Source organism: Mycolicibacterium sediminis (genome assembly GCF_010731735.1).
GTDB classification, from domain to species: Bacteria; Actinomycetota; Actinomycetes; order Mycobacteriales; family Mycobacteriaceae; genus Mycobacterium; species Mycobacterium sediminis.
Genome location: NZ_AP022588.1, coordinates 5,170,792 through 5,196,112 on the forward strand (window position 1 = coordinate 5,170,792; position 25,321 = coordinate 5,196,112).

Here is a 25,321-nt window from a genome sequence, read left to right on the forward strand (position 1 = left end):
CTCCATTGACGGTGCGAGGGGTGACGACGAGGGCCCGGGCGGCGGTCTCGTGGTGCCGGGCTGTGGATGGACGTGCGACTGGGGATGGTCGTCGAGCGAGCGATCGTTCGAGGGTGGCGCCTAGCGCCGATCCGATTCTCTACTGGCCATCTGTGCCAGCATCCTGTTGTAGGCGGCCAGGTCGGCGTCGTCGTCCCGGTCGGCTGCCCGATCCAATCGCTTAGCGATGCGCCGGTCGCTGCGCGTCCACTGGATCAGCAGCGCGATCAGCACCAGCACCAGTGGGACTTCGCCCGCCGACCAGGCGATGCCCCCACCGAGCTTCTGATCGTCGATCAGGTCGGTGTGCCACGGCAGCTTCAGCGACTCGTAGAACTGGCCCGCGAGCACCTCCCGCGTGCCCATCAGGACGACACCGAAGAAGGCGTGCAGCGGCAGCGATGCGAAGACGATGCCGAGCTTGGCCAGCGACGGGATCGGCCGCGGTGTCGGGTCGACGCCGATGACCACCCAGTAGAAGAGGTATCCGCTCAACAGGAAGTGCAGGTTCATCGCGACGTGCGCGGCGTGCGTGCTCGCGGCGGCGTCGAACAGACCGCCGAAGTACAGGCCGTAGAACCCGGCCACGAAGAGCACCAGCGCGACGATCGGGTTCGTCAGCACCAGCGAGACCTTGCTGTGCAGTGCTGCGAGCAGCCATTCCCGCGCGCCGGGAGGGTCGGCGCGCCCGGCGGCGGGCAGCGCGCGCAGTGCCAGTGTGACCGGCGCCCCCAGCACCAGCAGCACGGGCACCAGCATCGACAGCAGCATGTGCGCGGACATGTGCACGCTGAACATCGCGGGCATGTACCGCCCGAGGCCGGACGACGTCGTGAACAGCAACACCGCGCAGCCACACAGCCAGGCGACGATGCGACCCGTCGGCCAGGCGTCACCCCGGCGCCGGAGCCGGACCACCGCGGCGACGTACATCGCCGCGATCACGATGGCTGCCGTCCCGAAGATGAGGTCGAAGCGCCAGTCGAAGAGGATGCGGGCCACCGTGGGCGGGCCGGCGAGGTCGTAGCCGAGTTCGACCGCGGTGATCGACGGGTTGAGCACGGGCGGCGGGGGTGGCGGCGTGCGGCCGAGCGCGACGGCGATGCCGAACGTGACCGCGAAGATCACGGCCTCGACGATGGCGAGACGGATCAGTCCGCCGCGGTCGCTCGAATCCTTGGCGAGCGCCGCGACGCCGCGACGCCGGTGCTGCCAACCGATGACACCCAGCATGCACAGCGCGGCGACCTTGCAGAGCACCAACCACCCGTAGCTGCTGGTGACGAGGTCCTGCAGGCGCACTCGGACCAGCGCGTTGACCACGCCCGAGACGGCCATCGCCACGAAGCACCAGAAAGCGATGGCCGAGAAGCGGCGGGCGGCCACGTCGGCGTGCTCTCCCCCTCGCACGGCGTGGGCCAGCAGCGCGAGCAGGCCACCCGCCCACAGCGCGCCCGCGACGAGGTGGATGATCAGGCTGTTGGTCGCCAGGTCGTGCGAGCCGCCCGACGAGGAGTGCCCCGACAGCGCCAACGGCAGCAGGGTGAGCAGCGAGCCGCCGAACAGCAACGGCGTCCACGACCATCGCAGCACCGGGATGCTCGCGATGGTGACGATCAGCGCCAACGCCGCCGTCCACCGCCACGCGCCGGCGGTCTCGACCAGTCCGGCCACCGACCAGACGTCGGACAGCCCGAGGGTCGACAGCGGTTGGCCGGTCACGTCCGACGCCGTCAACGGGACCAGGAGCGCGGCGCAGACGGCCCACAGTCCCGATGCGGCGGTGCCGGTGCGCAGCGCGCGGTACCCGGCCACGTCGAGGACTCCGGAGGCCTGCGGCGGCACCAGGAACGCGGCGAGGAGGAACGAACCGACGGCGATGACCGCCGACAGTTCGCCGGCGGCGCGGACGAAGGGCAGACCGTAGTTGGTCACCGGCCCGGGGTTCGGCAGCCCCGTGGCGGTCAGCGCGTCGGCCAGGGCGAGGCCGGCGATCGCCGCGGCGGTGACACCGCCCAGCAGCGCGACGCCCACCAGGAGTGGCACGACCGACCCGTGGCCGGTGCGGCGCGAGACTGCGGTGGTCATGCCTTCAGCGTATGACCGTTTTCCCGTGCTGCCCCGCCGGCATCGGCGCGACGACGCCTCTCGCGCGCGACGAACTGCTTGCGGGACATCCGTTCGACCTTGGCCATGTCCGCCAGGACCGTCCGCAATTCCTCGGAGAAGAGCGCGCGCCGCTCGCTCAGATCGTCGGCGGGCTCGAGAAGCCCCTGGTCAGCGCATACCTGACGGGCGGTGGCGAACAGCAGTGCCGACACCGCCTCGTTGCTGTGCACCCGGTCCTGTGCGACGTACTGCGCACCGACACCGAGCGCGCGGCGGGTGAGTTCCTTCTCACTGACGTCGGGCGGATCGTCGCGCAGCACGTCGGCGACGATCTCGTAGGCCTCGAAGAAGGGGCGCAGCATCGCGCCCGCCACCACAGGGCGCTTGCGCAGCAGGATCGCGTCGATGCGGTCGCCGCCGGCCGTGACGTCCTGCTCCCAGTCCGGGAACCACGACATCTCCTCGGCGAGGTGCTCCCGGAAGGCGGTCGAGTCGGCGAAGTAGAAGTCGAACTTGAGCAGGTCGCGCAATCGCATCGCCTGACGCCAGAAGGCGGCGAGGCGGTCGTCGTCGGTGCGGGCGGCGTGCGCCAGCGCGAGGTCGACGATGGACGTCTCCAGGAAGGCGTCGATCAGGGTGTTGCGGTAGAACGCCGCCTCGTGCTCGTCCTGCGGGGCGATGAGCCACACCGGTTCCCGGCCACCGTCGACGCGTGTGACGGGATGCCCGCCCGACAGTGCGTCCACCGCGGCGCGTACCCCCTCGGGCGTGCGCAGGCGCAGGGTGCTGTTCGTCATCGGGTTCTGTTTGCGCTCGAGGTAGTCGAGCGAGTCCTGCAGGGTGTGGTGCAGCTGGTCGAGGGTCAGCGCCACCCCCTTGGTCGTCAGGAGCAGGGCCGATACCAGCGCCGAGGCGTTGATCGGCGTGGCGCGCAGGATGCGCCATGCCACCTCGAACGCCATCTTCTGCAGCGCGAGCCGTTTGGCGTTCTCGTCGGTCGTCATGTCGCCGTGCGGTTCGCCGAGATACTCGCGCATCGAGACGGCCTCGGGGAAGCGGACGTAGATCTTGCCGTAGTTGCGGTCACCCTGGGCCTTGATGAAGTTGTACATCCAGGACAGGCCTTCGGGCGTCTTCTCGCCGCCGCGGGCGTACGCCGCGTACTCGGCGGTCTCGTGCAACTGGTCGAAGCTGATCGACACCGGCTGCAGCAGGATGTCGTCGCTGCGACCGTCGAGGTAGGCGTCCGCGACGTAGGCCAGCAGACCGAGCTTGGGCGGCAACATCTTTCCGGTGCGCGACCGGGTGCCCTCGATCGACCAGCTGAGGTTGAAGCGCTTCTCGACGATGTAGCCGACGAACTGACGCAGGACGTACTTGTACAGGGGGTCGTCGAGCTTGCGGCGGATGAAGATGACGCCGGAGTGCCGCATCAGCGGACCCATCGCACCGAAGGACAGGTTGATGCCGGCGAACGTGTGCACCGGCGGAAGCCGGTTCTCCTGCATCGCCACCGGGACGATGACGCCGTCCAGGTAGGAGCGGTGTGAGAACAGCAGCACGGCCGGGTGCGTCTCCAGCGCCTTGCGCATGGCCTCGACCTGGGGGCGGTCGTAGTCGACGTTCGGGTCGAAGCCCCTACTGAAGATGGCGCGGCCCAGCGAGGGGATCAGGTCGACGGAGAACCGACTCCACCCGGTGGACAGCTCGTCGAGCATCGTGCCGGCCTTCTCGATGGTGGCACCCGGAATCTGCTCCAGGCCCTCGCGAAAGCGGTTGGACGCCAACATCTCCGGTTTGACCAGTCGCGGCGACTTGTACTCGGGACCGAGCAGGCGCAGCTCCACCCGCTCGACGGCGAGGGAGGCGCGGCGCAGCACGAAGTGGGCGAACTCCCGTGGGTTCTCGGCGATCGTGGTGTCGCTCCACTGGTGATGGAGTTCGGCGACGGTGGCGGGTTCGCCCGCGACGACCCGCGCACGCGACGGATCGCGCTTGAGGATGCGGTGCTGCAGGATCACCGGCGGACGGTAGGTGTCCCGTCCCGACAGGAACGCCACCACCTTGGACCGGGTGGGAAGCCCGCCAGGGATCCAGAACACGCGCGCCGGGACCACCGACCGGTTCTCGTCGGCGTCGAGCAACTGGACCAGGCGGGCCAGTGTGGCCGCGGGCGGCTCGTCGTCGCCGGGGAGTTCGAGGACCTCGATGCGCGCCTCGGGGTGCTTGCTGCGCTGATCCGAGAGCCAATGATCGAGCAGCTCGCGCTCGGCGGGTGAGCCGACCGACGCCAGGACGAGCGCGTCGCCGGTCGGACGGAACGTCGCGAATTCGTCGGCGGACGCCTTCATGGCCGGCCCTTGACGGTGCGCGTTGCCGAATCCGACTGCGCCGCCGCATCGTTGGGGGTCGCCTTCTTCGCCGGCGCCTTGCGGGGCTTCGCGGGTGCGGCCGTCGACGCATCGGCGCCGACCGCCTTGGCCGGAGCCTTCTTGGCGGCCGTCTTCTTGGCGGGCGCCTTCTTCGCGGGCGCCTTCTTCGCGGGCGCCTTCTTGGCAGCCGCCTTCTTGGCCGGAGCCCTCTTGGCGGCGTAGAGCGGCATCTCCGGTAGCCCGTCGTAGGGCCAGTCGCGCAGCGTATCCAGGTAGAGCTGACGCACCTCGGCGATGCGGTCCGACAAGTTGTCGGTGGTCCAGTCGTCGACGGGGATCGGCGGGAAGACGGCGACGTCGACGGAGCCGGCGTTGAACGTGCTGGAATCGCGTTCGGCGATGATCTCCGCGTTGCGGATCACGATCGGGACGATCGGGATGCCCGCCGCCATCGCGATGCGGAACGGCCCCTTCTTGAACTCGCCGACCTCCGTGGTGTCCAGACGCGTGCCCTCCGGAGCGATGAGTACCGAGAGCCCCTTCTGCGCAAGCTCTTCCACCTTGCGCAGTCCCTCGATGGCGGCCTTCGGATCGTCCCGATCGATGAACGCGGCATCCATCACCTTGCCGACCGTCCCCATCAGGGGGTCGTTCTCGAGTTCCTTCTTGCCCACGGAGGTGAAGTTGTCGCTGATCAACCTGCCTGCGATCAGCGGGTCGGCCTGGTTGCGGTGGTTGAACAGGAAGACGGCGGGTCGCGCGGCCGTCAGGTTCTCCTCGCCGATCACGTTGAGGTCGATGCCGATCACCGTCATCAGCAGACGACTCCACGTGGAGGTGAAGAAGTTGACGCCGGTGCGACGATTGCGTGTGAGGAGTCCGACGCCGATGGCCCCCGCAGCGGCGGGCACCAGCGACGCGATGGCCGCGACGGTCCTGATCTGGGACACGGGGCTACTCCCGCTGCGACTGGTGAAGCGCAGCACCGGCCACCCGCGCTTCATGGCGACTGCCTGCAGCTTGCCGGCCGGGTTGGTGGGCCGGGGGTTGCCGACCAGGTACATCAGCGCGACGTCCTCGTCGCCGTCGGCGTAGAAGTAGCTCTTGGCGAGGTCGACGCCGTTCGCGGCGGCGAAGTTCTGCACCGCCCGCGCCTTTCCGGGTCCCCAGATGATGGGCCGACGCACCTCGCCGGTGACCAGACCGTCGTCGTCGGTCTCGAACTGGTTGCTGAGCACGTTGGTGATGCCGAGGAAGCGGGCGACGGGTTCGACCTGGACGGTGAGCGCCGAGGAGCTGAGCACGACGGTGTGGCCGCGAGTCATGTGCGCCCGCACCATCTCCCGCATCTCGGGATAGATGCGGGACTGTACTGACTGGACGAAGAGACGCTCGCCCAACTCGTCGAGATCGGCGAGCGAGTTGCCGTGCAGCATGCGGGCGCCCTTGCCGATCAGGTCCTCGAACTCGGACCGACCGAGCTGATGGTTGAGCCCCGCCTGCACCATGCCGAAGAACTCACCGACACCCATCTGCCTGCGACGCAGTCGGTCCCGGGTCATCAGGACGCCAGTGAACCCGGCGACCAGCGTCCCGTCGAGGTCGAAGAACGCGCCCACCTCCGGGCCCTCCGGGCTGGCCAGAATCTCGGCCACCGATCCCGGTAGACGCAGGTTGCGCTGGCTCTGACCGTTCTGCGAACTCATTGCGGCACACTCCCATTGGCTGAGGCGGACGAGCTTCCGGGTGCGTCGGGCACGAACGACGCCGGGACGGCCCGCCCATCGCCGCCGAGCGCGAGCACCTCGTCGAACCCCGCCGCGAGGCACCGTGCCCACAGTCCGGGGTCGGTGATGGAGGCTCGGTCGTAGCGGGTGCTGACGGTGCAGAACCCGGCTCGCGACACCAGGACGACCATCATGGCGACGCCGGGCAAGGGACCGAGCCCGTAGTGCCGCAGGATCTTCGCGCCCGAGATGAACGTGTCACCCGGGTAGATCGGGATGTTGCTCGCCTGGACGTCGGAGGCGACGACCGAGCCGGCGACGGACTCCAGGATGGGATCGGGCAGGAAGCTGAGGATCGGCGCGATCGACCCGACCAGGTCGATGGCCCTCTCCTCACGCTTCTGCATCATCTGTTCGCGGACCTTCAGGATTCGCTCGGCCGGATCCACGATCGACACGGGTGCAGCCAGATTGACCCCCGCGAACCGGTTGCCGCCCGCCGGGTCGTCCTCCGAACGCAGGTTCACGGGGACCGCCATCGGGAGCGTGTCGACGGGCAGACCCATCGCGTCGTGGTAGAGGCGCAGGGCCCCGCACAGCCCGGCCAGGTAGGCGTCGTTGATGGACCCGCCGACGGACTTCGTCGCCGTGCGCAGAGCACCGAACTCGATGTCGATCGCCTCGCTGCGCGAGGTCAGGCTACGACGCCGCAGCAACGGCGACGGCTCGGACACCGGACCGACGACGCGCGCCCCGGACCTCGCGTAACCGAACACGCCACCGACGGCGGACAGCGGGTCGCGCACGACACGGCCGAGGGTGTGCGCTGCGCCGCCGAGCGCACCTCGAAGACCGCCGACGATCGAGTTCGGCAGGTTGTTGATGCCCTCGCGCATGAGGTCGTTGGGTGACAGGTCCTGCGGGATCGGCAGTGGCGCAGGCGCCTCGGCGGGTGGGTCACGCTCGAGGTCGTAGACGTTGGCGAACATCTCGACGCCGCCCACCCCGTCGGTGACGGCATGGCTGAGGTGCAGGATCTGCGCGGCTCGTCCGTCGGCGAGACCCTCGACCAGCGTCGCCGACCACAGGGGCCGGGAGATGTCCATCGGGGACTGCAGCGCGACTTCGGCGAGGTCGAGCACCTCGCGGAGGGTTCCGGGCTCTGGTGCGCGGACGCGGCGAACGTGGAAGTCGAGGTTGAAGTCTGGATCGACGACCCACCTCGGCGCTGCGGTCGGCAGCGTCGGCATCACGACCTTCTGGCGAAGGCGGAGGACCCTCCGGGAGGCGTTCTCGAAGTTCGCCCGATACCGGTCCCAATCGGGGGTGGCGTCGAGCAGTTCGACGCCCATGATCCCGGACCGCGTGCGTGGGTTCGCCTCTCCGCGATGCAGCAGCTGATCGACCGCGCCCAACTCCTCGGGCAGTCCGTCCGCGTCCGACTCTGGCGCGCCGCTCATCGCGTGTAGCTCTCCTCCCCTGGGATTCCCGTGCGGAGACCACGCTAGTCCGCGGCCCCCCGGCGTGGGGCGCAATAGGTCGGAGCGTCATCGTCTGGCAACCGGCTGGGAGATACACTCGTGCGGCGCTGCCCCCGTAGCTCAGCGGATAGAGCAGCCGCCTTCTAAGCGGTTGGTCGCAGGTTCGATCCCTGCCGGGGGCGCCACTCCCAGAACCCGCGCGGACGGTGCAGTTCCGCCGTCGGCGAGCGTCGGCCGCGCGGGTCCCGCGGACCTACCCGACGAGCGGGCGTCCCAGCGGCAGCGCCCGGCCGCCCGTCTCCTCCCACAGCGAGGCGGCATAGAAGTAGACGACGAAGGCGACGAACACGAAGACGGCCCAACCGCCGGCATGGGTGGCCCCCGCGCTTCCGGTGAGGCTGCCGACGAGCAGCAGGACCAGGGCGACGTCGACGACGAGCAGCAGCACGGGGTAGGTCCACGGCAGGCGGAGCAGCAGCACCGTCAACAGTCCGATGGTCAGCAGCCAGCTGCCCAGCCACAGCGAGGTGGTCGCGCTCGCATCGGCGGCGGCAATGCCGAACCAGTCGTGGGTCAGGCCCAGCGACAGGACGGCGAAGCTGCCGTAGAAGCCGAAGAACGTGCCGTAGACGGTGGCGTTGACGTTCTGCCCCAGCGCGGCCGCCCAGATGGTGGCGATGACCAGGCCCACCGAGGTCGCCGACAGCAGGATCGGGATCGACGCGGCGGGGACGTTCAGCAGGCCGGTGTTGGTCAGGCCCAGGCCGAAGCCGCCGGCCACGATCAGCGGGAGCGCGACCAGCCCGGGGTTGCCGGGTCGCGGCGGTGGGTCCGCGTCCGGGACGGACTGGTCGAGGAGGGTGGACGGGGAGTCGAGCGTTGCGGTCACGAAGTGGCCCTTCGGTGGTGGGTGCCGTGAATCCATTGCGGCACAACGGACGTCGAACATGCCTCGAAACGTAACGTCGCCGGTGCGCGCACCACAGGGTTGCGATCAGCGGGACCGCAATGATCAGTGCGCCGTCCGGACGATGCCGTGGTGCCGTTCGGCGACGTCGGGATGCGCTCGCGTCCGGGACTTCCAGGCGTTCTCGCCGTAGGTGTCGAAGATCGGGTTGTCCGGGTCGGCCTCCACACCGCGAGAATTCCGCGCGAGGTCGGCGGGGAGCGTGATGATCGGGATGGTGGCATCCAGCGCCGGGTTGAGGAAGTACGGGATCGAGATGCGGTCGGCACCCGGGCGTGGCGCGAGCACCCGGTGCCGGGTGGCCCGCAGGTACCCGCCGGTCGCCACCTCGAGCAACTCGCCGATGTTGACGATGAACGATCCGGCCCGCGGTGGTACGTCCACCCACTCCCCCGTCGAGGCCTCGACCTGCAGACCGGTGGACCCGGGTTCGAGCAGCAGCAGCGTCAGCACGCCGGAGTCCTTGTGAGCGCCGACGCCCTGCGGGTTGTCGACGCTTCCGGGGTAGCGCACGACCTTGATCAGTGTCGCCGGCCGCTCGGCGAACGCCTCGTCGAACACGTTCTCGGCGGCGCCCAGGGACACCGCCCAGTGACGCAGCAGGCGCAGTCCGACCGCGGACAGCGCCTCGTCCCACTTCTCGAATGCGGCGCGGAACCCCTCCGGTCGCCGTGGCCAGAGGTTCGGACCCTGCAGCCGCCAGTACCCGTCGGCACCGGGAATGGTCGGCCGTTCGGGTCCGATGTCGATCTGTTCTCGCCAGTCGACCTCGCCGTTGGTCAACTCACCGCCAAGTCGCGAGTAGCCGCGGAACTGCGGGCTCTGGAGTTGGCTGATCTCGTCCTTCTCCTCGGGAGGCAGCGCGAAGAACTCGCGGGCCAGCGCGGACACCTCGGCGATCTGAGCATCCGACACACCGTGGCCGTCGAGGTAGAAGAACCCCGAGACGTGCGCGGCCGAGCGAAGGGCGGCGCGGAAGGCGTCGACGTCCGACGTCGACAGGTCGAGAACGGGCAGCATGAATCGATCCTCCGCCGCCGGCGTCGTACCGCCAAGGCGCGTCAAGGAAGTCTGCACACCCGTTCTCGATCCGTGGACCCGGCCACGCGGCGACCGCACGCGATGCCGGATCGGCCGTGCGGTACACATGACGCGATGCCCAGCAACGACGTGGACCACCGCCTCAGCCCCCTCCCGGAGCAGGGTTACGTCTACCGCACCTCCTGGCCCGTGACCACCGGCGACATCGGCGGCACCCTGCACCTGCGCCTCGACGGCGTCGCCCGCTACATCCAGGAGGCGGGCGCCGAGAACCTGATCGACGCCGGCGAGGCCGAGAGCCACCCGCACTGGATCGTCCAGCGCACGGTCATCGACGTCATCGAGCCGATCGAGTGGCCCACCGAGGTGACGTTGAGCCGCTGGTGCTCGGCGCTGTCCACCCGGTGGTGCACGATGCGCGTCGACCTGGTCGGCAGCGAAGGCGGCCGCATCGAGACCGAGGGCTTCTGGATCGCGATCAACAAGGACACCCTGACGCCGCAGCGGGTGACCGACACCCTGATCGAGCGCTTCGCCAGCACCACCCAGGAGCACCGGCTCAAGTGGCGGCCGTGGCTAGAGAATCCGGAGACCACGACCGACCAGACGCCGTTCGCGTTGCGTCGCACGGACATCGACATCTTCGAACACGTCACCAACACCGCCTACTGGCATGCGGTGCACGAGCTGATCGCACTGGCACCCGACGTGTGCACCGCGCCCTTCCGCGCGGTGGTGGAGTACCGCCGGCCGATCCAGTACGGCGAGGACGTCACGATCCGGTACACCCGAGGCGAGGACGACGTACACGCCGCACTCGCCGTCGGCGACGACGTCCGCGCGGCGATCCTGTTGCGCAGGCTGTGAGCGACGGCCTCAGCGCTCGAACCGTGGATACACCCCGGGGACGCCCTTGGACAGCCCGGCCAGGACGTGCCGGCTGACGTCGTCGGCCAGCACCTCGGAGACGCCGTCGGCGATGCCGTCGAGCGCCAGCGCGGCGACCATCGCGGGATCCGACTTGGGGACGTCGGCGCCCTTCATCATGTCGGTGTCCATCGCCCCGACGTGCAATGCCGTCACGGTGATCCCGCGGTCTGCGACCTCCTGGCGCAGCGCGTTCGTCATGGACCACGCCGCCGACTTCGAGGCGCAGTACCCTCCCGCGGCGGGCATGGCTAGCCAGGACAGCACCGACAGCACGTTGAGCAGTCCGCCGCCGCCGTTGCGCTCGATCACCGGAACGAAGGCGCGCGTGACGGCCAGCGTCCCGAAGTAGTTGGTGTCCATCTCGTGGCGGACGTCGTCGAGGTCGCCCGTCAGGAGGCCGGCTCCGGTGGAGACGCCCGCGTTGTTGATCAGCAGTGTCACGTCGCCCGCGGTCTCGGCGGCCGCGGCGATCGAGTCGGGATCGGCGAGGTCGATCGCCACCGGCGTCGCGCCGTCGAGGTCGACGGTGCCCGGGTCACGCGCCCCTGCGTACACCCGCGCTCCACGCTGTAGGAGTTGCGACGCGAACTGCCTGCCCAAGCCACGGTTGGCTCCGGTGACGAGCGCCGTGCACGAAGAGAGATCCATGGGGGCCATCCTGCTACGTCCGCGACTCCCGCACGTGGCACTACGCTGACCTGGTGTCCGATCTCGTACTGATGCAGGTCGACGACCGCGTCGCACTCATCACCATCAACGACCCCGACCGACGCAACGCCATCACGGCGGAGAGTTCCGCCGCGCTGCGAGCGGCGGTGGAAGCCGCCCAGTCCGACGACGGCGTGCACGCGGTCGTGGTGACCGGCGCCGGCAAGGCCTTCTGCGCGGGCGCCGATCTGACCGCTCTCGGCGCCGCGACCGAGGAGGGGCTGCGCGTGATCTACGACGGCTTCCTCGCCGTCGCGCAGTGCTCGCTGCCCACCATCGCCGCGGTCAACGGCGCGGCCGTCGGTGCCGGCCTCAACCTGGCGCTCGCGACGGACGTGCGCATCGCCGGCCCGCACGCGTCCTTCGATCCCCGGTTCCAGAAGCTCGGCATCCACCCCGGCGGCGGAGCCACGTGGATGCTGCAGCGGGCGATCGGCCCGCAGGCGGCGCGGGCGGCGCTGCTGTTCGGCGCCCGGTTCGACGCCGAGGCAGCGGTCCGGCACGGTCTGGCCCTCGAGATCGCCGACGATCCCGTCGCCGCGGCGCTGGCCCTGGCATCGGGTCCCGCGTCCGCGCCGCGCGAGGTGGTGCTGTCGACCAAGGCGTCGATGCGTGCCACCGCCAACCCGGGCACCGTCGACCTCGACCAGCACCGGATCGCCGTCGACGTGGAGATCGGCCCGCAAGCCGTCTCCATCGAATCACCGGAGTTCGCACAGCGATTGGCCGCAGCCAAGCGCAAGTGACCGCTAGGGCGCCAGCGTGACGATGCGCTCAGCCTTGCGCAGCACGGGAGCGTCCACCATGAGGCCCTCGAACTGGAAGACGCCGCGCTGGGTGCCCGCCGCGTCGAGCACGCGACGGGCCCAGTCGACCTGGTCGTCGGTCGGCGTGTACGCCGAGCGGATGACCCCCACCTGGGTGGGATGGATCGCCACCTTCGCGTCGAAGCCGACGGCCACGGCGTCGTCGCTCTCGGCGCGCAGCCCGTCGAGATCCTTGATGTCGAGGTACACCGAGTCGAGCGCCAGCCGTCCGTAGGCCTTCGCGGCGAGCAGGCTCTGCGACCGCACGTGTTGCGCGACGTCGCGATAGCTGCCGTCTGGCCGGCGGTTCGCGGTTCCGCCGGTGGCGGCGAACAGATCTTCGGCACCCCACATCACGGCATACGCGTTGTCGACGCGCGCGGTCTCGGTGACGGCGAGGGCGCCCAGCGGAGTTTCGACGAGCACGATGACGTCGAAGGGCGCCAGCGACCGGACCTGCTCGGCGGTCTCGGTCTTGGCCAGCATGATCGTCGTGTAGTCGGTGTGGGCCAGGGTCGTCATGTCGAGCGCATGGTCGGGCGTGGTGACCGGATTGACCCGCACCACCGTTCTGGCCGGGTCCAGCCGCGTCTCGAGCAGGGCCTGGCGCGCCGCCTCCCGGTCCTTGGCGGCGACGCCGTCCTCGAGGTCGAGGATCACGACGTCGGCTGCGGCAGCGGCCTTCTCGAAGCGTTCCGGGCGGTCGGCGGGGCAGAACAGCCATCCGGGCCCGTTGGTGCCGAGTGCCATCAGGACTCCTCTGCGGGGCGCTTGCGCACCATCGTCTTGCGCGATGCCGTGGCGACTACGTCACCGTGCTGGTTGCGCCCGACGTGCGAGAACGTGACGATGCCCTCCCCTGGCCGGCTCTTCGACTCCCGGGTGTCCAGTACCTCGGTCTCGGCGTACAGCGTGTCACCGTGAAACAGCGGCTTGGGGAACGCGACCTCGCCGAAGCCGAGGTTGCCGACGATCGTCCCCTGCGTCAGCTGCGCGACCGACAGCCCGACCAGCGTGGAGAGCGTGAACATCGAGTTGACCAGCCTCTGATTGAAGGGCGGCAACGCATCTGCGAACGCAGCGTCGAGGTGCAGCGCCTGGGTGTTCATGGTCAGCGTGGTGAACAGGACGTTGTCCGCCTCGGTGATGGTGCGCCCGGGCCGGTGCTGGTACAGCACGCCGGTCTCGAACTCCTCGAACCACAGTCCCCGCTGAGTGATTACCCGCTTCTCCGTCACAGGCCCGCCTCGCGGGCGATCAGCATCAGCTGCACCTCGGTGGTGCCCTCACCGATCTCGAGGATCTTGCTGTCGCGGTAGTGCCGCGCCACCGGGTACTCGTTCATGAATCCGTAGCCGCCGAACACCTGGGTGGCGTCGCGCGCGTTGTCCATCGCCGCCTCGCTGGCGACGAGCTTGGCCACCGCCGCCGCCTTCTTGAAGGGCTTGCCCGACAACATGAGTGCGGCCGCGTCGTAGTAAGTGGCACGGGCCACGTGCGCGCGGGTCTCCATCCGGGCGATCTTGAACGCGATCGCCTGATTGGTGCCGATGGCCGCGCCGAACGCCTCGCGCTCCTTGGCGTACTTCACGCACTCGTCGACGCAGCCCTGCGCGACGCCCACCGACAGCGCCGCGATCGCGATGCGCCCCTCATCGAGGATCCGCAGGAAGTTCGCATAACCGCGGCCCTCGTCGCCGAGGATGTTCTCCTCCGGGACGCGGACGTCGTCGAAGCTCAACGGGTGGGTGTCGGACGCGTTCCAGCCGACCTTGTCGTAGGCGGGCTCGGCGGTGAATCCCGCGGTGGGGACCGGCACCAGGATCGACGAGATCTGCTTGCGGCCGTCGACTTCGCCGGTGACGGCGGTGACCGTGACGAGTTTGGTGATGTCGGTGCCCGAATTGGTGATGAACTGCTTGGTGCCGTTGATCACCCAGTGGCCGTCGTCGCGCTTCGCGGTGGTCTTGGTGGCGCCCGCGTCGGTGCCGCCACCGGCCTCGGTCAATCCGAACGCACCGAGCGCCTTCCCGGACGCCAGCAGCGGCAGCCATTCCTGCTTCTGCGCGTCGGTGCCGAAGCGGTACACCGGCATGGCGCCCAGCGACACACCGGCTTCCAGCGTGATGGCGACGCTCTGGTCGACCTTGCCGAGTTCCTCCAGCGCCAGGCACAGCGCGAAGTAGTCGCCACCCATGCCGCCGTACTCCTCGGGGAACGGCAGCCCGAACAGTCCCATGTCCGCCATGCCCGCGACGACCTCGTAGGGGAACGAGTGTTCGCGGTCGTGCTTCGCCGACACCGGCGCGACGACGCTGCGGGCGAAGTCCCGGACGGTCTTGGCCAGCTGCTGGTAATGGTCCGGAAGCGTTCCGGTGCTGAGGAACTCGCTCACGATGGGGTCTCCTTGATGGTTGCGACTATCCGGGCCATCGGCTGGCCCACCTTGACCTGGTCGCCGACGGCGACGAGTAGTTCGACGACGCCGTCGACGGGTGCCGACAGCGCGTGTTCCATCTTCATGGCCTCGACGGTGACCACCACGTCACCCGCGGCGACCTGGGCGCCGTCCTCCACGCCGACCGCGACGACCGAACCGGGCATGGGACTGACGAGTTCGGCGTCGCCGGCGTGTGCGGCGTCCGGGCGCACCGGTGCCTCGCGCACCTCCTCGATTGCGACGGTGCGTCCGCCACCGGCCAGCCAGACCACGCCGTCCGCGGCGGCCACCACGTACTCCGTGCGCAGACCGTCGAGGGTGACGGTGAGCACGCGGCCGTCGAGAGATGCCGACAGCGACCGGGTCTCGCCGTCCTCGATGCGGGCCGTGGCACGATTCCGGGTGCCGCAGACGAACACGTGCTCGGTGCGCTCGCCCGCCCGCAGGCGGATCGTGGTCGGGGCGTGGGCGCCGGTGCGCCAGCCCGACGGGACGGCCCAGAGATCGCCCGGTTCCGCGGGCCACCGTGCGAGCCAGTGGTAGGCCGCGGCGGCGACGATCTCGTCGTCGCCGGCCACCATGCCGACGTAGTCCGGCGTCCGCCGGTCGAGCAATCCCGTGTCGAGCCTGCCCGCCGCCACGTCGGGATCGGCGAGCAGGAAGCGCAGGAAGTTTACGTTGGTGGTCACGCCGAGCACCGCGGTGTCGGCCAGTGCCTTATCCAACGCGGCGAGCGCGGCGGGACGGTCATCGGCGTAGGCGATGACCTTCGCGAGCATCGGATCGTAGTCGCTACCCACGACAGTGCCGGCCCGAATGCCCGAATCCACTCGCGCGGTACCGGGTTCGACCACGTCGAGCACCGTCCCGCCGGTCGGCAGGAAGTCGCGGGCGGGATCCTCGGCGTACACGCGGGCCTCGATGGCGTGTCCGGTCAACGTCACGTCGTCCTGGCCGAGCGGCAGCGTGCCGCCGGCGGCGATGCGCACCTGCAGTTCGACCAGGTCGACGCCCGTGACGAGTTCGGTGACCGGATGCTCGACCTGCAGCCGCGTGTTCATCTCCATGAAGAAGAACTCGTCGGGCCGGTCGGCGGAGACGATGAACTCGACGGTGCCCGCCCCCGTGTAGTCGACGCTGCGCGCGGTGTCGCATGCGGCCGCACCGATGCGGGCGCGGGTCGCCGCGTCGAGCAACGGCGACGGCGCCTCCTCGATCACCTTCTGGTGGCGCCGCTGCAGGCTGCACTCCCGCTCCCCGAAGTGGATGACGTTGCCGTGCCCGTCGGCGACCACCTGCACCTCGATGTGCCTGGGGTTCAGCACGAACCGCTCCAGGAACAGCGTGTCGTCGCCGAAGGCCGATGCCGCCTCGCGGCGGGCGGACGCCAGCGCGGCGGGCAGGTCGGCGGCGTCGTGCACCACGCGCATGCCCTTTCCGCCGCCGCCCGCGGACGGCTTGACCAGCACGGGGAATCCGACGTCGGCGGCCCCGCCGATCAGGTCGTCGTCGGTGAGACCGGGCCGCGAGATGCCGGGTACCACCGGCACGCCGAACTCCGACACCGCTGCCTTGGCCGCAATCTTGTCGCCCATGGTCCTGATCGCGCCGACCGGCGGACCGATGAATGCGATGCCCGCCTCACCGAGCGCGGCCGCGAATTCGGAGTTCTCGGAGAGGAATCCGTAGCCGGGGTGGACGGCCTGGGCGCCGGCGCGCTGGGCGGCCCGCACCACCGCGTCGATGTCGAGGTAGCTCTGCCGGGCAGGCGCCGGACCCAGCCGGACCGCGACATCGGCCTCGGCCACGTGGCGGGCGTTTACGTCAGCGTCGCTGTAGACGGCGACCGAACGGATGCCCATCTCGCGCAGTGTGCGGAGGACGCGGACGGCGATCTCGCCGCGGTTGGCGACCAGAATGGTGCCGAACATCTCGGAGGTCATCGCGTCACATCCTGAAGACGCCGTAGGAGACCGGTTCCAGCGGCGCCTGCGCGACCACCGAGAGCGCCAGTCCCACCACGGTTCTGGTGTCGGCCGGATCGATCACGCCGTCGTCCCACAATCGCGCGGTCGAATAGTAGGGGTTGCCCTGGTGTTCGTACTGCTCGCGGATCGGAGCCTTGAAGGCCTCTTCCTCTTCAGCGCTCATGTCGCCGCGCACGGTCGCGAGCACCGAGGCGGCCTGTTCACCGCCCATCACCGAGATGCGCGCGTTGGGCCACATCCACAGGAAGCGCGGCGAATACGCGCGCCCGCACATCGAGTAATTGCCCGCGCCGTACGAGCCACCGATGACGATCGTCAGCTTGGGCACCCGCGCACACGCGACCGCCGTCACCATCTTGGCGCCGTGCTTGGCGATGCCGCCCGCCTCGTAGTCGCGGCCCACCATGAACCCTGCGATGTTCTGCAGGAACAGCAGCGGCGTGGAGCGCTTGTCGCACAGTTCGATGAAGTGCGCGCCCTTGACCGCAGATTCGCCGAACAGCACGCCGTTGTTGGCGACGATGCCGACGGGATGGCCGTGAATGCGGGCGAACCCCGTGACCAATGTCGTGCCGTACTCGGCCTTGAACTCGGTGAACTCGCCACCTTGGGCACGCGAAGCGCCGGGGGAAGACCCGTCGACGATGCGGGTGATCACCTCGTGGACGTCGTAGGGCACCCGCGAGTCGGTGGGCACCACGTCGTACAGCTCGGCCTGGTCGGCTGTCGCGTCGACGGTCGGGACCACCTCCCACGGCGTCGGGGTCTTCGGACCCAGCGTCGCCACGATGCGGCGCACGATCCGCAGGGCATCGCGATCGTCCTGCGCGAGGTGGTCGGTGACGCCGGAGACCTTCGAGTGCAGATCCCCGCCGCCGAGGTCCTCCGCCGTGACGACCTCGCCGGTGGCGGCCTTCACCAGCGGCGGCCCGCCCAGGAAGATGGTGCCCTGGTTGCGGACGATCACGGCCTCGTCGCTCATCGCGGGGACGTAGGCGCCGCCCGCGGTGCACGATCCCAGCACCGCGGCGATCTGCGGGATGCCCTGGGCGCTGAGATTGGCCTGGTTGAAGAAGATCCGGCCGAAGTGCTCGCGGTCGGGGAACACCTCGTCCTGACGGGGCAGGAAGGCACCGCCGGAGTCGACGAGGTAGATGCACGGCAGTCGGTTCTGGCCGGCCACCTCCTGTGCGCGCAGGTGCTTCTTGACCGTGATCGGGTAGTAGGTACCGCCTTTGACGGTCGCGTCGTTCGCGACGATCATGCACTCCCGACCGGAGACGCGGCCGATGCCCGCGATCATCCCGGCGCCCGGGCACTCGTCGTCGTACATGCCGTCGGCGGCCAGCGGCGCCAGTTCGAGGAACGGCGAACCGGGGTCGAGCAGCCCGTCCACCCGGTCACGCGGCAGCAGCTTTCCGCGACCGACGTGGCGCTCACGGGCACGTTCCGGGCCGCCCAAAGCGGCCGTGGTCAGCTTGGCGCGTAGTTCGTCGACGAGCACCAGATGCTGCTCGCGATGCGACACCTTCGTTGGCATCTGACTGCACCCGCTTCAGTTGAGTTAATGATGACTAACTGGTGGTATGTTAGTCACGATTAACCGAACTGTCCATGGCCTAGGAGGCACGCCGATGGCCGACACCGCCACGTCCGCGTCCACCGAGACCCGTCGCAGCAGGGCGAAGTCCGACCGTCGCTCGCAATTGATTGCCGCCGCAGAACGACTGGTGGCCGAGCGCGGATTCCTCGCCGTGCGTCTCGAGGACATCGGCGCCGCCGTCGGCGTGAGCGGCCCGGCCATCTACAGGCACTTCCCCAACAAGGAGGCGCTGCTCGTCGAGATCCTGGTCGGCATCAGCACCCGCCTCCTCGAGGGAGCCACCGACGTCGTGACGGTCGCGTCCGAACCCGGCGAGGCGCTCGACGGACTCATCGACTTCCATCTCGACTTCGCGCTCGGCGAGTCCGACCTGATTCGGATCCAGGATCGCGACCTCGGCCACCTGCCGGCGCAGGCCGCGCGTCAGGTCCGTAGGGCGCAGCGCCAGTACGTGGAGATCTGGGTCGACGTCCTGCGCCGACTCGACGAGCGACTCGACGAGAACGAGGCGAGGCTCATGGCGCACGCGTGTTTCGGCCTGCTGAACTCCACCCCGTACAGCGTGGGAACGAGAACGCCGCCACGATCCTCGCGCGCGGTGTTGCGCGCGATGACCGTGGCGGCGTTGACGTCGCAGACGAGCGGTTAGTACCAGACCTTCCGGCCGCCCACCGCGTGGCCGGCCGCGCCGAGCAACCAGAACACGGCGCCGATCACGAGGGCGACGACGCCGATGTAGGTGAGCATCGGCACTGAGAAGATCAGGCCCAGGACGAGCAGGATCACTCCGATGGCAATCATGTGTGGTTTCCCTTCGATGAATGGACCGACCGTGTCGGAGCCGACCGCTACTGGCTCGGTTCCGGCAGCTTGCAGTCGGTGACCTTCGGGTTCACACCCGCGTAGTTGAGCGGACCCGCGACGACCGTCAGAGCAATGGTCCCCGCTGTCCCGCAGCTGTTTTCGGCCGTCTGGAAGTAGTCCCGCTGGTAGGCGGCGACGACGCCGATCAGCAACCAGACGAGCACGATGACGCCGAGAATTCCGCCACCTCGCATGATGGTCCTCCATTCTTCTGGCGCCTCCATGGCGCGTGATCTTGTTTTACCCATCCGAAAATATCGCTAAACGCAGGAGGTCTCGCCTCCGAGGAGCACCACGGCGCGGCACGTCGCGGCGCGGGTACCCTTCGAGACATGAGGTGGGCATGACGGAAAACCCGCGGCGCGACGGTCCCGAACCGACGCAGCCGCCGCGCGATTCCCATTCCGGGTACAGCGACCCCGCATATGCGAATCAGGCGCCCTACGGGCCGTCCTACCAGGCACCGCCGCCCCGGCCGACCCAGCAACTCCCGCCGCACTCGCCCTACGCGTATCAGCCTCCGCCCACCGATCAGTTCGGCGCCCACTACCCTCCCGGTGAGCCCGAGCCCCTCGAGCCGGACGAGCCGGGACGGGGGCTATGGCTGTGGGCGTTGGCCGCGCTGTCGGTGGTGATCGTGATCGGCCTGGTGATCGCCCTGGTCATCGTGAACAGCTCGCAGCAGCAAACCGTCGTCGCTCCGCCAGGATCGCCCCCGGAGCCCACGTTCTCGACGCCCGCGCCCACCACGTCACGCACGCCCTCGACCACCCGGGCACCTCTGCCGATCCCCCTGCCGGGAACGACCACTGCACCCGGTGAATCCGCCACGCCCGGCGCCACCGAGACCGTCGTCTACGACGTGGGCGGTGAGGGACGCGCCATCAACATCACCTACATCGACAGCGGCGGGGTCTTCCAGACCGAGTTCAACGTCATCCTGCCGTGGAGCAAGGAAGTACGACTCGCGGCACCGGCGCGTCAGTCGGCGAGCGTCAGCATCATCAACGTCGGACGCGAGATCAGCTGCTCCATCTCGGTGGACGGCACACCGGTTCAGCAGCGGTCAGGCTCGGGCCTCACCATCTGCAGCCCGGTCTGACGCCGACCGGGGCATCCGCACGAGGAGCATCGCCAGCAGACCCGCCGCGAGCACCGCGACCAGCCCGCCCATGCCGGCGCGGTCGGTGCCGAAGACGCCGATGAACGTGGCGAACATCCACGGCGCCAACGGTGCCGCCGCACGGCCGGTCGTGGTGTAGAGCCCGAACGCGATGCCCTCCTTGCCCTCGGCGGTCAGGCGGAGCATCTGGGTGCGGGCCGAGGACTGCGTCGGCCCGATGAACAGACACAGCAGCAGACCGCACACCCAGAACGCCGTCGTGCCGTCGAGACCGATCAGCGTGCAGGCGACGATGATCATCGAGGTCAGTGATCCGACGATGACGGGCTTGGATCCGACGCGGTCGTCGAGCAGTCCACCGAGGACGGCGCCGACGGCCGCCACGACGCACGCGCACACGCCGAACAGCAGGACGTCGGCCTGTGACAGGCCGTACACGGTCACGCCGAGCACCGCACCGAAGGTGAACACACCCGTCAGGCCGTCGCGGAAGATGGCGCTCGCCACCAGGTAGTACACGATGTTGTGATCGAGGCGCCACTGCTCGACCAGCTCGGACCACAGCCGACGGTATGCGCCGCCGACTCCGACCCGTGGACCCGTGTCGACCGGCGTCTCGGTGCGGCGGGCGAGCAGCAGCGGAATGGCGAACAGGATGAACCACGCGGCCGCCAGGAGCATCGTGGCGCGCACCGGCCACCCGTCCGCGGCGGTGATGCCGAGCAGACCGCGGGTGTCCCCCTCCCCCGAGATGAGCCCCAGGTAGACCATCAGCAGGAGGGCGACGCTGCCGAAATAGCCTGCTGCCGCCCCGAACCCGGAGATGCGCCCCGACGTGCTCGGAGTGGAGAGTTCACGCAGCATCGCGTTGTAGGGCACCGTGGCGAGATCGCTGCACGCGGCGGTGAACGACAGCAGCGCCAATCCCGGCCACAGATAGGCGGGATCGTCGCGGATGAGGCTCATCGATGCGGTCAGCAGGACGGCGGCACCGGTCAGCGCGGCGAGGACCAGTCGTCTGCGATGCGCCGCGTCCACCCAGACGCCGGTGGCCGGTGCCAGCACGGCGACGACGAGACCCGAGAAGGTCAGCGCGCGGCCCAGCCATTCGGCGGGCGTCGTCGGTCCGCCGAGCCCCTCTCCGACCTGACCAGTGAGGTATACGGAGAACACGAACGTGACGACGATGGCGTTCATCCCGGTTGCGCCGCAGTCCCAGAGCGCCCACGCCACGACGCGCGACCGACCGGGCAGGGGCGCAGCCGGGCCGGGGCTGCTCATGACCTCGACTCTATTGCCCAACCGCCGATCCCTACGATTGGCGCCATGCCAGTACCCGCTCCCCACCCCGACGCGCGCGCGGTCGTCACCGGCGCCTCGCAGAACATCGGCGAGGCGCTCGCCACGGAACTCGCCGCACGCGGGCACCACCTGATCATCACGGCGCGCCGCGAGGACGTACTGACCGCTCTCGCCGCCCGGCTGACGGACCGCTACGGCGTGACGGTGGAGGTCCGCGCCGTCGATCTCGCCGATCCGGCGGCACGCCGCGCGTTCTGCGACGAACTCGCCACCCGCACCGTGTCGATCCTGTGCGCCAACGCCGGCACCGCCACCTTCGGTCCGATCGCCGGCCTCGACGTCCAGGGCGAGAAGGACCAGGTGCAGCTCAACGTCCTCGGCGTGCACGACCTGGTGTTGGCGGTCCTACCCGGCATGGTGGCGCGACGTGCGGGCGGCATCCTGACGTCCGGGTCGGCGGCCGGGAACTCGCCCATCCCCCACAACGCGACCTACGCGGCGACGAAGGCCTTCGCGAACACGTTCAGCGAATCGCTGCGCGGCGAGGTGAAACCACTGGGCATCCACGTCACGGTCCTGGCGCCGGGACCGGTCCGCACCGAGCTACCCGATCCCGACGATCAGTCGCTGGTCGAGAAGCTCATCCCCGACTTCCTGTGGATCTCGACCGAGCACACGGCGAAGCTCTCGCTGGACGGGCTGGAACGCAACAAGATGCGCGTCGTCCCCGGCGTGACGTCCAAGGCGATGTCGGTCGCGAGCGGTTACGCCCCGCGCTCGATCGTCACCCCGATCGTGGGTGCGGTGTACAAGAAGCTCGGCGGCGAATAACCCGCTCGTCCCTTTCGCCGAAATGGCATTCCCTGTCGCTGAGACGCACGCTCAGCGACAGGGAATGCCATTTCGGCGCATCGGTGAGAGGCGGCGGGGCGGCGCGCTAGCGCCGGCGACGACGTCCGGTGCCGAAGATGCTGCGGGTGATCTCGCGGCCGATGACCGTCCCCGCCGAGCGCATCGCGCTCTTGAATGCCGGGCTGGCCATCATCTTGTCGAACATGCCGGGTTCGACGGCGCCCCTGGCGCGACCGGTTCCCGACGCGGTGGCACCGTCCGACGGGGACGGCACGGCGACCGGAGGCGGCAGGTCCGGTGTCTCGGGCTCGGCCTCGGCGACGCGGGCGTTGAGCCGCTCGTACGCTGACTCGCGGTCGATGGTCTGCCCGTATTCCGCCTGCAGGGGTGACGCCTTGGCCGCCGCGGTGATGGCGTCGGGCCCGATGGTGTCCATCAGCGATCGCGGCGCTCGCATCCGCGTCCACGCGACCGGGGTGGGGGCACCCTCCTCTGACAGCACGGTCACGATCGCCTCGCCGATGCCGAGCGCGGTGAGCGCCTCCTCGAGGTCGTAGACCTTCGTCTTCGGGTAGGTCCGGACGGTCTTGCCGAGGGCCTTCTGATCGTCGGGGGTGAACGCACGCAGCGCGTGTTGGATGCGGGCGCCCAGCTGCGACAGCACGCCGTTGGGCACGTCAGTGGGCAGCTGGGTGCAGAAGAAGACGCCGACGCCCTTGGAGCGGATGAGCTTCACCGTCTGCTCGACCTGCTCGAGGAACGCCTTCGAGGCGTCGGTGAACAGCAGGTGCGCCTCGTCGAAGAAGAACACCAGGTTGGGCTTCTCGACGTCACCAACCTCGGGCAGCGTCGTGAACAGGTCGGCGAGCACCCACATCAGGAACGTCGAGAACATCACCGGCCTCGCCGCCTGGCTGCCCAGCTCCAAGAGCGTGATCACGCCGCGGCCCTGCTCGTCGAGACGGATCAGGTCCTTGGGCTCGAGTTCGGGTTCGCCGAAGAACGTGTCGGCACCCTCTGCCTCGAGGTTGACCAGCGCACGCAGGATGACGCCCGCCGTCGTCGTGGACACGGCGCCGAGGTTCTTGAGTTCGGGCTTGCCCTCGTCGCTGATGAGGTACTGGATCACCGCACGCAGGTCCTTGAGGTCCAGCAGCGACAAACCCTTCTGGTCGGCCCAGTGGAAGATCAGCCCGAGCGTCGACTCCTGAGTCGCGTTGAGGTCCAACACCTTCGAAAGGAGGATCGGACCGAAGCTGGTGATCGTCGCGCGCACCGGGACGCCGATCCCGCTGGTGCCCAAGGACAGGAACTCGACGGGGTAGGCCGTCGGCGTCCACGCGTCACCCGTGTCGGTGGCACGCTGTGCGGTCTTGTCACCGGGGGCGCCCTCGCGCGCCAGGCCGGACAGGTCGCCCTTGACGTCGGCCATCAGCACCGGTACGCCGGCGGCGGACAACTGCTCGGCGAGGACCTGAAGCGACTTCGTCTTGCCCGTCCCGGTCGCACCGGCGACCAACCCGTGGCGGTTCACCATCGCCAGCGGGATACGCACCCGTGCCGACGGGTCGACCACCCCGTCGACGTCGACCGTGCCCAACTCCAGCGCAGGTCCCTCGGACGCGTAACCGACGGCGATCTGCTGGGCGGGGCTGGCCGTCGGCTCTGCTGTCATGGGCCGAACCTACCTCTCGGACCTGCACGGCGGTCGTCGCGCCGGACGCAAACGGCATGCTTGCGGCGACACCGCGAACGGGTGGGAATACTGTTGATCGTTGTGCGCGACGAACTGGTGTGGATCGACTGTGAGATGACCGGCTTGGACCTGGGGTCCGACCGACTCATTGAGATTGCGGCTCTGGTCACCGATTCAGAGTTGAACGTCCTCGGTGACGGTGTCGACGTGGTGATCCACGCGGACGACGACGCCCTCGACGGGATGGTCGAGGTGGTCGCGACGATGCACCGGAAGTCAGGCCTCACCGAGGAGGTGCGGACGTCGACGGTCGACCTCGGTACCGCCGAGAAGATGGTCCTCGACTACGTCCGCGAACACGTCAAACAGGCCAATACCGCGCCGCTGTGTGGCAATTCTATCGGGACCGACCGCGGCTTCATCGCCCGCGACATGCCCGAACTCGACGGCTACCTGCATTACCGGATGATCGACGTCAGTTCCATCAAGGAGCTGTGCCGGCGTTGGTACCCGCGCATTTACTTCGGCCAACCCGAGAAGGGCCTGGCCCACCGCGCGCTCGCCGACATCCACGAGTCGATCCGTGAACTCCGGTACTACCGGCAGACCGCATTCGTGCCCCAACCGGGACCCGCAACCAGCGACATCGCCGCCGTCGCGGCCACCCTCGGCCCACCCGCCGGCGGTCATGCCACCAGCGATTCGGACAGCGAGCCCACGAGCGGCTAGTATCTACGACGCCGCAGTGCTCGTTTCCGAGCCGGCGGTGCATGGTGGCTGTAGTTCAGTTGGTAGAGCACCAGGTTGTGATCCTGGCTGTCGCGGGTTCGAGTCCCGTCAGCCACCCGAGTGAGTGGGAGGGCCTCCGGGCCCTCCCACTTCTCGTTTCCGGACGGGTGTGACGCCGCACCGGATGTCAGACCTTGGGCGGACACTCCTCGGCATGTACGACACTCGCCCGTTCATCGATCCGCAGCCCCGCGTTCCCGGGTTCCACGACGTCGGATGCCACGTCGAATGGTTGCCGCGGGCGCGAGGAGCCCGGCGGCGCAGCGCGGTCGGCGATTACCTCGACGCCGACTCAGCGGACGGCCGGATCACGCTCGGGTGCGGAATCGAACAGGCCGCCACCGACTTGGACGTCGCCTTCCCGGCCCACGTCCTGCGGATGTGCGACGCAGTGGACGAACAACTCGCCCAGCATCCGTGGGCGGAACTGACGTGCCGAGAGGGCGTGCTGCGCATCGTCCTTCGCAGCCGCTGAGTCACCGGC

23 protein-coding genes and 2 tRNA genes are annotated in these 25,321 nt (G+C 69.1%); 9 read left to right on the top strand and 16 right to left on the bottom strand.

Features of this window, described 5'->3' with window-relative positions; genetic code table 11:
- Nucleotides 1-120 precede the first annotated feature (120 nt).
- Genes G6N64_RS24605 through G6N64_RS24620 form a run of 4 tightly spaced genes read right to left on the bottom strand, consistent with a single transcriptional unit; the run spans nt 121 to nt 7,707 of the window.
- Complete coding sequence (locus G6N64_RS24605) at nt 121-2,127, bottom strand: bifunctional copper resistance protein CopD/cytochrome c oxidase assembly protein (protein WP_163800438.1); 2,007 nt, start codon at nt 2,125-2,127, stop codon at nt 121-123.
- Nucleotides 2,124-4,499 (bottom strand): glycerol-3-phosphate 1-O-acyltransferase, encoded by a 2,376-nt coding sequence (locus G6N64_RS24610; protein WP_163800439.1) that lies wholly within the window; start codon nt 4,497-4,499, stop codon nt 2,124-2,126. Before G6N64_RS24610 ends, G6N64_RS24605 begins: the two co-directional genes overlap by 4 nt.
- Entirely contained in the window at nt 4,496-6,226 is a 1,731-nt protein-coding gene (locus G6N64_RS24615; RefSeq protein ID WP_163800440.1) for an HAD-IB family hydrolase, read from the bottom strand. The genes G6N64_RS24610 and G6N64_RS24615 overlap by 4 nt, the downstream gene beginning before the upstream one ends.
- Complete coding sequence (locus G6N64_RS24620; RefSeq protein WP_163800441.1) at nt 6,223-7,707, bottom strand: wax ester/triacylglycerol synthase family O-acyltransferase; 1,485 nt, start codon at nt 7,705-7,707, stop codon at nt 6,223-6,225. The genes G6N64_RS24615 and G6N64_RS24620 overlap by 4 nt, the downstream gene beginning before the upstream one ends.
- Nucleotides 7,708-7,837: 130 nt before the next feature.
- Between G6N64_RS24620 and G6N64_RS24625 the strand changes: the two genes are divergently transcribed.
- Nucleotides 7,838-7,913, top strand: a tRNA-Arg gene (locus G6N64_RS24625).
- A gap of 68 nt (nt 7,914-7,981) precedes the next feature.
- On the opposite strand, the gene G6N64_RS24630 is transcribed toward G6N64_RS24625, so the two are convergent.
- Together G6N64_RS24630 and G6N64_RS24635 are read right to left on the bottom strand one after the other, a co-directional pair.
- Complete coding sequence (locus tag G6N64_RS24630; protein WP_246230788.1) at nt 7,982-8,617, bottom strand: GPR1/FUN34/YaaH family transporter; 636 nt, start codon at nt 8,615-8,617, stop codon at nt 7,982-7,984.
- Nucleotides 8,618-8,740: 123 nt separating this feature from the next.
- Entirely contained in the window at nt 8,741-9,715 is a 975-nt protein-coding gene (locus G6N64_RS24635) for an isopenicillin N synthase family dioxygenase (protein ID WP_163800442.1), read from the bottom strand.
- A 135-nt stretch (nt 9,716-9,850) separates the two neighbouring features.
- Here G6N64_RS24635 and G6N64_RS24640 point away from each other — a divergent pair, with 135 nt between their 5' ends.
- Nucleotides 9,851-10,603, top strand: coding sequence for an acyl-[acyl-carrier-protein] thioesterase (locus tag G6N64_RS24640; RefSeq protein ID WP_163800443.1), 753 nt, complete (start codon nt 9,851-9,853; stop codon nt 10,601-10,603).
- A 9-nt stretch (nt 10,604-10,612) separates the two neighbouring features.
- On the opposite strand, the gene G6N64_RS24645 is transcribed toward G6N64_RS24640, so the two are convergent.
- The gene (locus G6N64_RS24645) at nt 10,613-11,314 is read right to left on the bottom strand and encodes an SDR family oxidoreductase (RefSeq protein ID WP_163800444.1); all 702 of its coding nucleotides are present in this window, start codon (nt 11,312-11,314) and stop codon (nt 10,613-10,615) included.
- Between the two features lie 53 nt (nt 11,315-11,367).
- Here G6N64_RS24645 and G6N64_RS24650 point away from each other — a divergent pair, with 53 nt between their 5' ends.
- Nucleotides 11,368-12,120, top strand: a complete 753-nt coding sequence (locus tag G6N64_RS24650; RefSeq protein ID WP_163800445.1) for an enoyl-CoA hydratase — start codon at nt 11,368-11,370, stop codon at nt 12,118-12,120.
- A gap of 3 nt (nt 12,121-12,123) precedes the next feature.
- Here G6N64_RS24650 and G6N64_RS24655 read toward each other — a convergent pair whose 3' ends face one another.
- The 5 genes from G6N64_RS24655 to G6N64_RS24675 are packed head-to-tail and all read right to left on the bottom strand — an operon-like array spanning nt 12,124 to nt 18,148.
- On the bottom strand, nt 12,124-12,930 hold the full coding sequence (locus G6N64_RS24655) for an HpcH/HpaI aldolase/citrate lyase family protein (RefSeq protein WP_163800446.1): 807 nt from the start codon (nt 12,928-12,930) through the stop codon (nt 12,124-12,126).
- Complete coding sequence (locus G6N64_RS24660; RefSeq protein WP_163800447.1) at nt 12,930-13,418, bottom strand: MaoC family dehydratase; 489 nt, start codon at nt 13,416-13,418, stop codon at nt 12,930-12,932. Before G6N64_RS24660 ends, G6N64_RS24655 begins: the two co-directional genes overlap by 1 nt.
- Nucleotides 13,415-14,575 carry an acyl-CoA dehydrogenase family protein gene (locus G6N64_RS24665; RefSeq protein ID WP_163800448.1) on the bottom strand — a complete coding sequence of 387 codons (1,161 nt, stop codon included), beginning with the start codon at nt 14,573-14,575 and terminating at the stop codon, nt 13,415-13,417. Before G6N64_RS24665 ends, G6N64_RS24660 begins: the two co-directional genes overlap by 4 nt.
- The gene (locus G6N64_RS24670; protein ID WP_163802095.1) at nt 14,572-16,551 is read right to left on the bottom strand and encodes an acetyl/propionyl/methylcrotonyl-CoA carboxylase subunit alpha; all 1,980 of its coding nucleotides are present in this window, start codon (nt 16,549-16,551) and stop codon (nt 14,572-14,574) included. The genes G6N64_RS24665 and G6N64_RS24670 overlap by 4 nt, the downstream gene beginning before the upstream one ends.
- Before the next feature lie 16 nt (nt 16,552-16,567).
- Nucleotides 16,568-18,148: a carboxyl transferase domain-containing protein gene (locus G6N64_RS24675; RefSeq protein ID WP_163800449.1), complete on the bottom strand. Its 1,581-nt coding sequence runs from the start codon at nt 18,146-18,148 to the stop codon at nt 16,568-16,570.
- 94 nt (nt 18,149-18,242) lie between these two features.
- Here G6N64_RS24675 and G6N64_RS24680 point away from each other — a divergent pair, with 94 nt between their 5' ends.
- Entirely contained in the window at nt 18,243-18,860 is a 618-nt protein-coding gene (locus G6N64_RS24680) for an SACE_7040 family transcriptional regulator (RefSeq protein WP_163800450.1), read from the top strand.
- Here G6N64_RS24680 and G6N64_RS29980 read toward each other — a convergent pair.
- Both G6N64_RS29980 and G6N64_RS24685 read right to left on the bottom strand, forming a co-directional pair.
- The gene (locus G6N64_RS29980; protein ID WP_174266879.1) at nt 18,857-19,012 is read right to left on the bottom strand and encodes a DUF6131 family protein; all 156 of its coding nucleotides are present in this window, start codon (nt 19,010-19,012) and stop codon (nt 18,857-18,859) included. The genes G6N64_RS24680 and G6N64_RS29980 overlap by 4 nt on opposite strands.
- Nucleotides 19,013-19,059: 47 nt before the next feature.
- Nucleotides 19,060-19,269, bottom strand: a complete 210-nt coding sequence (locus tag G6N64_RS24685; RefSeq protein ID WP_163802096.1) for a hypothetical protein — start codon at nt 19,267-19,269, stop codon at nt 19,060-19,062.
- A 149-nt stretch (nt 19,270-19,418) separates the two neighbouring features.
- On the opposite strand from G6N64_RS24685, the gene G6N64_RS24690 reads away from it, so the two are divergent.
- Entirely contained in the window at nt 19,419-20,177 is a 759-nt protein-coding gene (locus G6N64_RS24690; protein WP_163800451.1) for an MmpS family transport accessory protein, read from the top strand.
- Here G6N64_RS24690 and G6N64_RS24695 read toward each other — a convergent pair.
- Entirely contained in the window at nt 20,142-21,479 is a 1,338-nt protein-coding gene (locus tag G6N64_RS24695; RefSeq protein WP_163800452.1) for an MFS transporter, read from the bottom strand. The two genes, G6N64_RS24690 and G6N64_RS24695, sit on opposite strands and share 36 nt — an antisense overlap.
- Before the next feature lie 45 nt (nt 21,480-21,524).
- Here G6N64_RS24695 and cmrA point away from each other — a divergent pair, with 45 nt between their 5' ends.
- A complete protein-coding gene (cmrA, locus tag G6N64_RS24700; protein ID WP_163800453.1) occupies nt 21,525-22,331 on the top strand; it encodes a mycolate reductase in 807 nt (268 codons plus the stop codon).
- Nucleotides 22,332-22,437: 106 nt separating this feature from the next.
- On the opposite strand, the gene G6N64_RS24705 is transcribed toward cmrA, so the two are convergent.
- The gene (locus tag G6N64_RS24705) at nt 22,438-24,027 is read right to left on the bottom strand and encodes a helicase HerA-like domain-containing protein (RefSeq protein ID WP_163800454.1); all 1,590 of its coding nucleotides are present in this window, start codon (nt 24,025-24,027) and stop codon (nt 22,438-22,440) included.
- Between the two features lie 102 nt (nt 24,028-24,129).
- On the opposite strand from G6N64_RS24705, the gene orn reads away from it, so the two are divergent.
- The 3 genes from orn to G6N64_RS24720 all read left to right on the top strand — a co-directional run bounded on the left by orn (nt 24,130) and on the right by G6N64_RS24720 (nt 25,312).
- The gene (gene orn, locus G6N64_RS24710) at nt 24,130-24,777 is read left to right on the top strand and encodes an oligoribonuclease (RefSeq protein WP_163800455.1); all 648 of its coding nucleotides are present in this window, start codon (nt 24,130-24,132) and stop codon (nt 24,775-24,777) included.
- Between the two features lie 44 nt (nt 24,778-24,821).
- Nucleotides 24,822-24,894 (top strand) — tRNA-His (locus G6N64_RS24715).
- Nucleotides 24,895-24,991: 97 nt separating this feature from the next.
- On the top strand, nt 24,992-25,312 hold the full coding sequence (locus G6N64_RS24720; protein WP_163800456.1) for a hypothetical protein: 321 nt from the start codon (nt 24,992-24,994) through the stop codon (nt 25,310-25,312).
- Nucleotides 25,313-25,321: the final 9 nt, after the last annotated feature.